The 11,302-nt window shown below is 56.5% G+C and carries 12 protein-coding genes; 8 read left to right on the top strand and 4 right to left on the bottom strand.

Annotated elements, in window-relative coordinates; all coding sequences use genetic code 11:
- The first annotated feature begins 50 nt into the window (after positions 1-50).
- The 4 genes from ACERY3_RS14780 (at position 51) to yjiA (ending at position 4,581) form a co-directional block, all read left to right on the top strand.
- On the top strand, positions 51-968 hold the full coding sequence (locus tag ACERY3_RS14780) for a YafY family protein (protein ID WP_039262271.1): 918 nt from the start codon (positions 51-53) through the stop codon (positions 966-968).
- Positions 969-1,159: 191 nt separating this feature from the next.
- Positions 1,160-3,313 (top strand): carbon starvation CstA family protein, encoded by a 2,154-nt coding sequence (locus ACERY3_RS14785; protein ID WP_023334384.1) that lies wholly within the window; start codon positions 1,160-1,162, stop codon positions 3,311-3,313.
- A 100-nt stretch (positions 3,314-3,413) separates the two neighbouring features.
- Positions 3,414-3,617: a YbdD/YjiX family protein gene (locus ACERY3_RS14790; RefSeq protein WP_058840493.1), complete on the top strand. Its 204-nt coding sequence runs from the start codon at positions 3,414-3,416 to the stop codon at positions 3,615-3,617.
- A 10-nt stretch (positions 3,618-3,627) separates the two neighbouring features.
- The gene (yjiA, locus tag ACERY3_RS14795; protein ID WP_232938651.1) at positions 3,628-4,581 is read left to right on the top strand and encodes a GTPase; all 954 of its coding nucleotides are present in this window, start codon (positions 3,628-3,630) and stop codon (positions 4,579-4,581) included.
- A 430-nt stretch (positions 4,582-5,011) separates the two neighbouring features.
- Here yjiA and ACERY3_RS14800 read toward each other — a convergent pair whose 3' ends face one another.
- The gene (locus tag ACERY3_RS14800; RefSeq protein ID WP_373225906.1) at positions 5,012-6,370 is read right to left on the bottom strand and encodes an esterase-like activity of phytase family protein; all 1,359 of its coding nucleotides are present in this window, start codon (positions 6,368-6,370) and stop codon (positions 5,012-5,014) included.
- Between the two features lie 411 nt (positions 6,371-6,781).
- Between ACERY3_RS14800 and ACERY3_RS14805 the strand changes: the two genes are divergently transcribed.
- Together ACERY3_RS14805 and ACERY3_RS14810 are read left to right on the top strand one after the other, a co-directional pair.
- Entirely contained in the window at positions 6,782-7,327 is a 546-nt protein-coding gene (locus ACERY3_RS14805; RefSeq protein ID WP_023310269.1) for a YfaZ family outer membrane protein, read from the top strand.
- Positions 7,327-7,647 carry a hypothetical protein gene (locus tag ACERY3_RS14810; protein ID WP_032660910.1) on the top strand — a complete coding sequence of 107 codons (321 nt, stop codon included), beginning with the start codon at positions 7,327-7,329 and terminating at the stop codon, positions 7,645-7,647. The genes ACERY3_RS14805 and ACERY3_RS14810 overlap by 1 nt, the downstream gene beginning before the upstream one ends.
- 46 nt (positions 7,648-7,693) lie before the next feature.
- Here the strand turns inward: ACERY3_RS14810 and ACERY3_RS14815 are convergent, their stop codons facing one another.
- Positions 7,694-9,064 (bottom strand): NAD-dependent succinate-semialdehyde dehydrogenase, encoded by a 1,371-nt coding sequence (locus ACERY3_RS14815; protein ID WP_373225907.1) that lies wholly within the window; start codon positions 9,062-9,064, stop codon positions 7,694-7,696.
- 151 nt (positions 9,065-9,215) lie between these two features.
- Here ACERY3_RS14815 and ACERY3_RS14820 point away from each other — a divergent pair, with 151 nt between their 5' ends.
- Complete coding sequence (locus ACERY3_RS14820) at positions 9,216-9,959, top strand: AraC family transcriptional regulator (protein ID WP_373225908.1); 744 nt, start codon at positions 9,216-9,218, stop codon at positions 9,957-9,959.
- Between the two features lie 47 nt (positions 9,960-10,006).
- Positions 10,007-10,645 carry a LysE family translocator gene (locus ACERY3_RS14825; RefSeq protein WP_373225909.1) on the top strand — a complete coding sequence of 213 codons (639 nt, stop codon included), beginning with the start codon at positions 10,007-10,009 and terminating at the stop codon, positions 10,643-10,645.
- 30 nt (positions 10,646-10,675) lie between these two features.
- Here the strand turns inward: ACERY3_RS14825 and ACERY3_RS14830 are convergent, their stop codons facing one another.
- On the bottom strand, positions 10,676-10,978 hold the full coding sequence (locus ACERY3_RS14830) for a BrnA antitoxin family protein (RefSeq protein ID WP_033144548.1): 303 nt from the start codon (positions 10,976-10,978) through the stop codon (positions 10,676-10,678).
- Positions 10,965-11,252 carry a BrnT family toxin gene (locus ACERY3_RS14835; protein ID WP_010427219.1) on the bottom strand — a complete coding sequence of 96 codons (288 nt, stop codon included), beginning with the start codon at positions 11,250-11,252 and terminating at the stop codon, positions 10,965-10,967. Before ACERY3_RS14835 ends, ACERY3_RS14830 begins: the two co-directional genes overlap by 14 nt.
- Between the last annotated feature and the right edge of the window lie 50 nt (positions 11,253-11,302).

Here is an 11,302-nt window from a genome sequence, read left to right on the forward strand (position 1 = left end):
TCAGTGCATCCGCATCATTCAGCGCATACCTAAATATACAGGATGACCTTATGGCTAAAACGACGCGGAGCCGCTCGGCTGAACGTCTGGTCGATATTCTGGTTGAGCTACATTTAAACGGTGTGGTAAACCGCAGTGCGCTAATGGAAAAATTTAAAATTACCGAGCGTACCGTCTACCGGGATTTAAATGCCCTCTCTCCCATTGTTGAACATACCGGTAACGGGCTATATCGGCTGATCCATTCTGCGCAATCGCCCGGCGGACAAGGCTTACATCACACCCTTGCTAACTTCCTGAATGCTGACAGCTTTTTCCCTGAAAGAAACATGGAATTCTGGCAAAAGCTTGAAACGCGCGTTGACGAAAACCATATTCTTATTCTTGGCAATGAGGCAGAACACACGGTAGAACGCGATATTCGCCGTCATTTAACGAAAATCGAGAAATCGATTAAAAACCATAATGTTTGTCAGATCGTTTATAAGGGAAAAACCCGTCTGATTAATCCCTATAAACTCATTAACAAAAAAAATATATGGTATTTACAAGCCACCGAAAATAGCCGCCTGAAATCCTTCTCATTGAGCCAGATTAGCTGGTTTGATATTCAGAAAACGACCTTTACGCCCGAAGAAAATGTCCTTGAGCTGCTGGAGAAAAGTCTCGACCCCTGGGTGTCTGAAAATACTTTCGCGGTGAAAATATTTATCAAAGATAATATTTCACATTACTTCCTGCGCCGCGATCTTCTGCCGGAACAGGAGCTGCTGGAGGAGCAACAGGGCGGCGTCACGCTGCGCTGCCAGGCGGCGCACGAGAACCAGATCCTGCCGCTGCTGTTCTACTGGCTGCCCCACATTCAGATTCTGGAACCGAACTGGCTGAAGGAAAAACTGATTAGAACGCTGGAGAACTATCTGGCCGTGGAGCGTAACCCGAATAATCAAGTGATCTCAATCACATAATTTCGCCCCCTGGCGGCGAGCCGGAACCGCTCGTCGCCCCCTTTGACCGCTCACCCGGCACTTTCAACCACTCATTCATTTACCGTCCTTTACACGCGCGAGGATCTGGCACGATCGCTCCAGCATTAATCAATACCTCCTCACAACGAACCCTGACCCTTTTTTCTTTACATAAAAAACCAGGTCTTACTATGGATACTAAAAAACTACTGAAGCACGTGCCCTGGGCCTTACTCGGGATCCTCGGCGCTTTCTGTCTGGCGGTTGTCGCATTACGCCGGGGCGAACACGTAAGCGCCCTGTGGATCGTGGTCGCGTCGGTTTCCGTCTATCTTGTTGCTTATCGCTACTACAGCTTGTACATCGCGCAGAAGGTCATGAAGCTCGACCCGACGCGCGCCACTCCGGCGGTCATTAACAATGACGGCCTGAACTACGTGCCAACCAACCGCTACGTGCTGTTTGGTCACCACTTTGCCGCTATCGCCGGTGCAGGCCCACTGGTGGGCCCGGTGCTGGCCGCGCAGATGGGCTACCTGCCGGGAACCCTGTGGCTGCTCGCCGGCGTCGTTCTGGCGGGTGCGGTGCAGGACTTTATGGTGCTGTTTATCTCTTCTCGCCGTAACGGCGCCTCTCTGGGTGAGATGGTCAAAGAAGAGATGGGCCGCGTGCCGGGGACTATCGCGCTGTTCGGCTGCTTCCTGATTATGATCATCATCCTCGCGGTGCTGGCCCTGATCGTGGTGAAAGCGCTGGCCGAAAGTCCGTGGGGCGTCTTCACCGTCTGCTCAACCGTGCCGATTGCGCTGTTCATGGGGATCTACATGCGATTCCTGCGTCCGGGACGCGTGGGTGAAGTGTCGGTGATTGGTATCGTGCTGCTGGTGGCCTCCATCTACTTCGGCGGCGTGATTGCGCACGACCCGTACTGGGGCCCGGCGCTGACCTTCAAGGACACCACCATTACCTTCGCGCTGATTGGCTATGCGTTTATCTCCGCGCTGCTGCCGGTCTGGCTGATTCTGGCCCCGCGTGACTACCTCGCGACCTTCCTCAAAATCGGCGTTATCGTTGGTCTGGCGATCGGTATCCTGGTGATTAACCCGGACCTGAAAATGCCGGCAGTAACCCAGTACATCGACGGTACCGGCCCGCTGTGGAAAGGCGCCCTGTTCCCGTTCCTGTTCATCACCATCGCCTGCGGTGCGGTCTCCGGCTTCCACGCCCTGATTGCGTCCGGTACCACGCCTAAACTGCTGGCGAACGAGAAAGACGCGCGTCTGATCGGCTACGGCGCGATGCTGATGGAGTCCTTCGTGGCGATCATGGCGCTGGTTGCAGCCTCCATTATCGAACCGGGTCTCTACTTCGCGATGAACACCCCGCCTGCGGGCCTCGGCATTACCATGCCAAACCTGCACGAAATGGGCGGTGACAACGCGGCGCTGATTATGGCGCAGCTGAAGGACGCGAGCGCACACGCGGCGGCGACCGTCAGCTCCTGGGGCTTCGTGATTTCGCCTGAGCAAATCATGCAGACGGCGAAAGACATCGGCGAACCGTCCGTGCTGAACCGCGCCGGTGGCGCGCCGACGCTGGCGGTGGGTATCGCACACGTGTTCCACAAGGTGCTGCCGTGGGCGGACATGGGCTTCTGGTACCACTTCGGTATTCTGTTCGAAGCGCTGTTCATCCTGACCGCGCTGGACGCCGGTACCCGTGCGGGCCGCTTCATGCTGCAGGACCTGCTCGGTAACTTCGTGCCGTTCCTGAAGAAAACCGACTCTCTGGTAGCGGGCATTCTGGGTACTGCGGGCTGCGTAGGCCTGTGGGGCTACCTGCTGTATCAGGGCGTTGTCGACCCGCTCGGCGGCGTGAAGAGCCTGTGGCCGCTGTTCGGTATCTCTAACCAGATGCTCGCAGCCGTTGCTCTGGTGCTCGGTACCGTGGTCCTCGTGAAGATGAAGCGCACCAAATACATCTGGGTAACCGTTGTTCCTGCGCTGTGGCTGCTGCTCTGCACCACCTGGGCGCTTGGCCTGAAGCTGTTCAGCGCCAACCCGCAGCTGGAAGGCTTCTTCTTCATGGCTAACCAGTACAAAGAGAAGATTGCCGCAGGCGGCGCGGACCTGACCGCGCAGCAGATTGCCAACATGAACCATATCGTGGTGAACAACTACACCAACGCGGGTCTGAGCATTCTGTTCCTGGTGGTGGTGTACAGCATTATTTTCTACGGCATCAAAACCTGGCTGAACGTGCGCAACGCCGACGGCCGTACGGATAAAGAAACCCCGTACGTGCCGGTGCCGGAAGGCGGCGTGAAGACCTCTTCACACCATTAATCCGCAATCCTCCCCCTCTCCCTTTGGGAGAGGGCTGGGGTGAGGGAAACATAAGCCCAGCGGACTCACATCGCCGGGCTTTTTCTGTCTGGAACCCACAATGTTTGGTAACTTAGGCGAAGCAAAAAAATACCTCGGTCAGGCGGCGAAAATGCTGATTGGCATTCCGGACTATGACAACTACGTTGAGCATATGAAGACCAACCATCCGGATAAGCCCTACATGACCTACACCGAATTCTTCCGCGAGCGTCAGGAAGCGCGCTACGGCGGAAGTGGAGAAGGCGGCATCCGCTGCTGCTAAAGGAGAGACCATGACCCCGATTGCTGTTACCCTGCTGACCGGTTTCCTCGGCGCCGGTAAAACCACCCTGCTGCGCCACATCCTGAACGAACAGCACGGCTTCAAAATCGCCGTCATCGAAAACGAATTCGGCGAGGTCTCCGTTGACGATCAATTGATCGGCGATCGCGCCACCCAGATCAAAACCCTGACCAACGGCTGCATCTGCTGCACCCGCTCTAACGAATTAGAAGACGCCCTGCTGGATCTACTCGACAGCCGCGATCGCGGCGAGATCGACTTTGACCGCCTGGTGATCGAGTGCACCGGCATGGCCGACCCCGGCCCGATTATTCAGACCTTTTTCTCTCACGAGATCCTCTGCCAGCGCTATCTGCTGGACGGCGTGATTGCCCTGGTCGACGCGGTCCACGCCGACGAGCAGATGAACCAGTTCACCATCGCCCAGTCTCAGGTGGGCTACGCCGACCGCATCCTGCTGACCAAAACCGACGTGGCGGGCGAAAGCGTTAAGCTGCGCGAGCGCCTGACGCGCATTAACTCCCGCGCGCCGGTTTACACGGTGACGCACGGCGACATCGATCTGTCTCAGCTGTTCAACACCAACGGCTTTATGCTGGAAGAGAACGTCACCGCAAAACCGCGCTTCCACTTTATGGGAGACAGGCAAAACGACGTGGCGTCGATTGTGGTCGAGCTGGACTACCCGGTGGACATCAGCGAGGTTTCGCGCGTGATGGAGAACCTGCTGCTGTCGTTTGCCGACAAGCTGCTGCGCTACAAAGGGATGCTGTGGATTGACGGCGAGCCGAACCGCCTGCTGTTCCAGGGCGTGCAGCGCCTGTACAGCGCAGACTGGGACAGACCCTGGGGCGAGGAAGCGCCGCACAGCGTGATGGTATTTATAGGCATACAGCTGCCGGAAGAGGAAATTCGGGCGGCGTTTGCGGGCCTGAAGAAATAACCGCTATGCATCTCCTCTGCCCAGTAATTTATTAACCTGAAGCGATGAACGTTGCTTCAGGTTAATTAATGACTTACAGCGACGCCCTGGTCCGGCTGTAAATCGCCGAGGCGTTTCCGTAAGGCCGGGGCGAGGTGCAGGGATGCGCCGAGAGGGCGTGGCCTGCAGGGATGCAGGCTCATGCCCGACCCGATAGCCTGAAGGAATAAGCTGAGGGTACCGCGAAGCGGCGATTTACCGCCGGGAGCCCGGGTCGCCAGGGTGGTGGCGATTGAGCCACCCTGGCACGTTCACAGGTCATGCCGTTACAGAGTAGCAAGGAACATAGAGTGAACGGAATAACCTCCACAGCCGTATGTTCCCCCTCACCCCAGCCCTCTCCCTCAAGGGAGAGGGAGCCGTCTGTGCAGGCATTATTTTGTGGGGATACTTATTTCACCGCTTCCGGCAGCGTCACAATCCACAGCTCGCTGTCCGACTCCGGCTTCTTCAGCGGCTTCACGCTGAGCGTGGTTTCCACCGGTTTATCATCCAGCGTCAGCTTGCCTTCCGCGTTCACCCGATAATCCTTGAGCTTCTTGCCCTCGACCGGGTTTTGCATCGCCACCTTCACGCCAAAGTCGTTATCGTTCGCTACCGCAAGCGTTTTGCTGTCGATCAGCGCCAGCCCTTCGGCCTTCTCCTGCTGCCAGCCCAGCGCGCGGAGATCGATGACCTGCGTTTTAGCCGCAAGGGTAATGCCGCGCTGCGCCAGGGTTTTCTCATCATCAAACTCCGGGTATTCGCCCGGCTTGTCGAAGGCGGAAAGGTCGCTCGCCTTGCTGAGATCCACCTTATAAATCAGGTTACGCATCCCGTCGTTTTTATCGCTTCCCTGCTCAATCAGCAGGATGTGCTGGTTATCGAGCGCCACGATGTCGCCGATTTTGGCGTCGCTGTTTTTGCTGTAGGCCGCGCTGTCGATAGGGTAACCGTACATCGCCGTTTTCCCGGTCGCCGGGTCAAAGCTCACCAGACGCGTAAACAGCGCCTGCTTTTTGCTCTTGCCGTCAATATCCAGCGTGCTTTGCACGGCGGCGATAATCCGCCCGTCCGGCATCCGGGTCAGGCCTTCAAAGCCCCGGTTCGCCTGGCGCCATTTGATAATGTTTGGCAGGCCGCCCGCGATGGATTTCTCCCCTTCCGCAGCCTGCGGCCCGTGGATCGCCAGGATCTTCCCTTTGCTGTCGACGTTAATCAGGAACGGACCATATTCGTCGCACAGCCAGTAGCCGCCTTTGCCGTCCGGGGTGATGCCTTCCGTGTCCAGCCCGCGGTTGTCGCCCTTCAGGATCTTGAGGGTATCGCTGAACGCCACTTCATTGGTGGAGCCAATCACGCCGCTTTGCAGCGGCAGACCGTTAATCTCGCCTTTATCATCATGCAGCGGGCGGGCATCGACAGCCTCCGCTTTGCCGTTCTGAACGCGGATGGTCATCAGCAGCGGCGCGAAATCAGGTGTGACAAATATTTTGGCTTCGTTTTTACCCATTTTTGGCGCATCGGCGTTTGGACCGCGATCGGTCACGGTCGCAAAGGTCAGGGCGTCGCCCTGCTTGCCCGTAAACAGCAGGCCAGAACCGATTCCCACGGGCAGTCCGTTCGGAAACGCGCTGGCAAACGCGCCGCTGTAGCTCACGTGGGAGCCTTCAGGGAAGCTGACGACATAGCGCTCAGCAGTGGGCTGCGCCGCCAGGCCAGAGAAAGAGAGCGCACAGCCGATTAGCACAGGAATAATTTTTCTTTTCATATTGTTAGCATCCAGTTAGTGAAGCCAACAACGTAAAGAATAAACGTGTCAGAAAAATGACATGGAAGGGAAACCGGCCTGCGCGATTGAACGTATATTCATCGTTCGAAATGTAAGGCTTTGTTGTTTTGTGTGACAGGCGAAACATTTTTGGAAATTATTAGAAACCCAATTAATTCATCTCAAATCACTATCCCCGCCTCGTTCAGTTTATGTTTAGTCTAAAAACTAAATGGTTCCTAAACGCTAAAAACATCCCCTGTTGACACCCCGATAATCAAACATCATTGCAACAACCTCAATAAAAAAGTTAACAATATCAGTATAAAACCGCGATTTATATCACATTTGCAGTCATTAACATCGCTTGTTAAGGTGCGACCAGATGAATTTAATGACGAGGCAAAAAACATGAAAAAACTGAATATCCTTCTTCTTTCTGCTCTGGCTGCCGTATCGGGTTCCGCACTGGCGATGGGCGGTACCGTTGAGCAGGGTAAAAACTTTACCAACCTCAATCTGGAAATGGGGAAATCCTCATCCGGTGTTTATCTGGAAAGTAACTGGCTCAAAAACACCGATGACGGTACCCAGACCGGCGGCGTGGGCGCAGGCTACAACCTGGGTCTTGGCCCGGTGATGCTGAATGCGGGTGCAAAAGCCATCTACCTCGGCCCGAAAAAAGGCGATAACGGCGTGGCGTTCCCGATTGGCGGCGGCGTAAACGTTGCTCTGACCGACAGCATCCACGTGTACGGTGAAGGCTATGTCGCACCAGAAGGCCTGAACAACAGCGTGAAAAACTACGTCGAAGCCAACGGCGGCGTAAGCTGGACGCCAATTACGCCAGTGACCCTGAAGGTGGGCTACCGCCACGTGAGCGTGGACGGTAAAGACGGTCGTCCTGGCCACACGCTGATTGACGGCGCATATGTAGGCGGTGGAGTCACCTTCTGATGAAACACCGCATGACCGCGCTTTGCGTTCTGAGCCTCACGCTGATGCTCACCGGCTGCGTCCAGTACAAATGGGTGAAACCGGGCGTCAGCGATGCGGAAATGAATAAAAAGCTCACGGAATGCGAAGCGCAGGCGCTGATCGATCTACCCCCGGATAACGTCGTGACCGGATCCAGCTCGGAAAAAACGGACAAAAAGAACAAGAAAAAGGATATTTCCACGAGCTACACGGTTGAAGACGCGAATGAATATCGCCGGGATACGTTAGTCGACAGCTGCATGTTCAAAAGCGGCTGGGACAAGATCGAAGTGCAATAATCCCTTTAAAAAAAACCTGCCGGCTGGCAGGTTTTTTTATGACCTCTTACTTATGCACCACTACCAGCTTCTGGTTCACAAACTCTTTGATCCCCAGATCCGACAGCTCGCGTCCGTAGCCGGAGCGCTTCACGCCGCCGAACGGCAGCTCTGGCGCGGTATCGGTGAGCCAGTTGATGTACACCATCCCGGTTTCAATCCGCGACGCCATTTTCTTCGCGCGCTCGATATTCTGGCTGAATACCGCCCCGCCCAGGCCGTAGTGGGAGTCGTTCGCCAGCGCGACCGCCTCGTCGTCGTTTTTCACCACATACATCTGCGCTACCGGGCCGAAGAACTCCTCGAAGTACGCCGGGTTTTCCCGGGAGATATTCGTCAGGATCGTCGGTTCGAAGAAACTCCCGTCGCGCTGTACCGGTTTGCCGCCGTAGTGCAGCGTGGCGCCGTTTTTCACCGCCTCGTTAACCTGTCTGGTCAGCGTTTCGAGCGCATCTTTAGACGACAGCGGCCCCAGCGTGGTGCTTTCGTCCAGCGGATCGCCAATCTTCACCTGCTTAAACGCCTCGGTGAATTTGCTCAGGAAGGCCTCTGCAATCTTTTCATGCAGGATAAAGCGCTTCGCCGCGGTGCAGACCTGCCCGGCGTTGTTGAGTCGCGCGTTAACGCCAATTTTCACGGCCTTCTCAAGGTCTGCGTCATCCATCACCACGAACACGTCATTACCGCCCAGCTCCAGCGTAGATTTCTTGATGTGCTTCGCCGCCTGCGCCGCCACCACGCTGCCCGCCTTTTCGGAGCCGGTTAATGCGGCGCCCTGCACGCGATCGTCGGCAATGATGTTCGCCACCTGCTCGGACGAGATAAACAGGTTGGTCCACGCCCCTTCCGGCGCGCCCGCCTCGCGCACCAGATGCGCAAAGGTCTCGGCGCAGTGCGGCACGATGCTGGCATGCTTGGCGATCACCGGGTTCCCCGCCGCCAGGTTCGGCGCCAGGACGCGCATCAGCTGGTAGTACGGGAAGTTCCACGGCTCAACGGCCATCAGCACGCCAATGGGGTGATGCTCCACCCAGGCTTCACCGAGTTCTGAATCATATTTCACCGGGGCCAGGAACCGCTTCGCGTTGTCGGCGTAGTAGCGGGCGATCTGAGCGCACAGCTTCACCTCGCCGCGGCTCTGTTCGATGAGCTTACCCATCTCCTGGCTGGCGATTTTAGCCAGATCCTCCACGCGCTCGTCGATCAGATCGGCAAGCTTATAAAGCACCGGCAGGCGCTGGCTGATGTCGCCTTTCGCCCAGTCCGAATGGTAAAGCGCATCGACCGCCTTCAGCGCCGCTTCGATATCCGCGTCGGTATGTGAGGGGTATTCTTTGATGAGCTGGTTAGTGGCAGGATTTACTGTCTGATAAGCCATGTCGAATCTCCTTGTTTTACCGCTTAGGGTATTAAGGGTAGTCAACATGACTGGCTATGGACGTAAAGTTGGGTATATCCGGAAGGTTCTTAATGAAGCGCTGCCGGACGGTTCGCTGACGTGGTATAAAAAACCTCCAGAAGGAGCGACCATGACCGATACCCGACATATCCGCCAGACTTTTCACCGCGCCTCAGGCCTTGAGCTGCGCAGCACCTGGCAGAGTACGCAGGCGTACAAACGCCACAGTCACCCTCAGCTCTCCATCGGCGCGATTGTGGAGGGCCAGACCTGCTGCGTATGTCATGACAGAGAGTACATCCTTCATCCCGGGGACCTCATCGCGATCCCGGCCGGTGCGCCGCACAGCTGCAACCCCGTCGCCGGGCAACCGCGCAGCTACCATATGCTCTACATCGACACCGGGCTTCCGCTGGCGCTACAGGTGATTCGTAGCCCAACCCTCTTTGCCCATTACCTGGACGTTGTCGAGACCCTGTCTCCGGCGTCCCTTGAGACGCTGCTTTCTGCCCTTCCCCGCGCCGCGGATAACGCTGACGCGCTTCGCGCAACCAGCCAGCAGGTTCAGCAGGCGTTTCTTTCCGATCTCACCTGCCCGCCTTCCCTCGACGAGCTTGCCCAACGCTTCTCGCTGCGCAAGGAGACGCTGATCCGCACCTTCAGGCAGGACACCGGCCTGACGCCGGGCAGTTTTCTCAACATCTCCCGCGTGGAGTTCGCCAAGGCGCGGCTGCGTGCCGGGGACGATATTGCCGACGTCGGCTACCAGAGCGGCTTTGCCGACCAGAGCCATTTTCATAAGACCTTCGTCAGCTATACCGCCGCCACGCCGCGCCAGTACGCCACCGGCCGATCAATATCAGACAATAAATAGGTTCTGCAGCGCCGTACTCTGACCGCAGTTTGTTAACTGAGGTCGCTATGGAACTGTTCTTCCCTTCCGCTTTTCTCGCCCTGGCGCTGGCGCACTTTGTTGCCCTGCTAAGTCCGGGCCCGGATTTCTTCCTGCTGGTGGGCTACGCCGCGCGTTACCGGCTGCGCGGCAGCGCCGGACTGTGCCTCGGCATTGCCGCGGGCAACGCGCTTTATATTCTTATGGTGATTATCGGCTGGAGCGCGCTGCGCCAGTTTACGTGGCTGTTTACGCTTATCGAGCTTTGCGGGGCGCTGTACCTGCTGTGGATCGGATTGCATCTGATTCGCAGCCGCCAGCAGGCGCTGGCGCTGAACGAAACCCACCAGCGCTTCCCTTCGCTGCGCAAGCAGATCCTGCTGGGGCTCGGTTCGGCGCTGTTAAACCCGAAGAACGCGCTGTTCTATCTGGCGCTGATGACGGCCTTGCTGGGGCCGGACGTCACGCTGCTTCAGCAGGCGACCTGCGGCGTCTGGATGGTGATGGTGGTGCTGGCGTGGGATTTAGCGCTGGTGTCGCTGATGGGGCTATCGGCGGTACAACAGAAGCTCAGCCGTTCGCTGTGGTGGATTGAGCGCACGGCGGGGGTGGTGCTGATGGGGTTTGGCGGATGGGTCCTGTGGCGGCTACTGGAAAATATACGCTGAGATAGCGGGCAGCCTGACGCCGCCCGTTGCTTATTTTTTGTTTTGATCGCGCAGCATAGCTTCACGCAAAATGGCATTGAGCCTCGTCTGGTAACCTTTTCCAGGCCGTTTAAGCCACTCCATCACGTCAGCGTCGATACGTACAGACGCCTGAGTTTTGAGTGGCCGATAGAACTTCCCTCGCACCGCCCCTGACCACTGTTCATCTCCCGTGGCAGGGATATCGCTGTAATCAATCTCTGCTTCCGATTTTTCGGCTAGTGCTTTGAGCTCAGCCTCACGGCGAGCACTCATCTCAGGCGCACTACCGCGTTTATGTTTAACCATGCTCATAACGGCTCCTCTCTTTACGGTCCGCCTTTCGTGCGCTAATGATTCGAATGACTTCGTCACCACTTTCAAAACGTACCGTGTGTGCGACCATAATGACAATTAGACCATGTACAAGGCCAATGGTCTGCCAACGGAACTCTCCATTTTCATGACGATCCTGCAAAGATAAATGGTAAGGATCGTCAAACACCAGAACAGCTTCTTCAAAGCGAATCCCATGCTTAATGAGATTGCTTTTCGCTTTGTTGGTATCCCATTCAAACTCCGTTGGCATAGTGTACCCTTCCCTTATTGTATATACAAAAAAGCATATACAAAACGTTC

Source organism: Enterobacter cloacae complex sp. ESBL7 (genome assembly GCF_041679625.1).
Taxonomy (GTDB): domain Bacteria; phylum Pseudomonadota; class Gammaproteobacteria; order Enterobacterales; family Enterobacteriaceae; genus Enterobacter; species Enterobacter asburiae_B.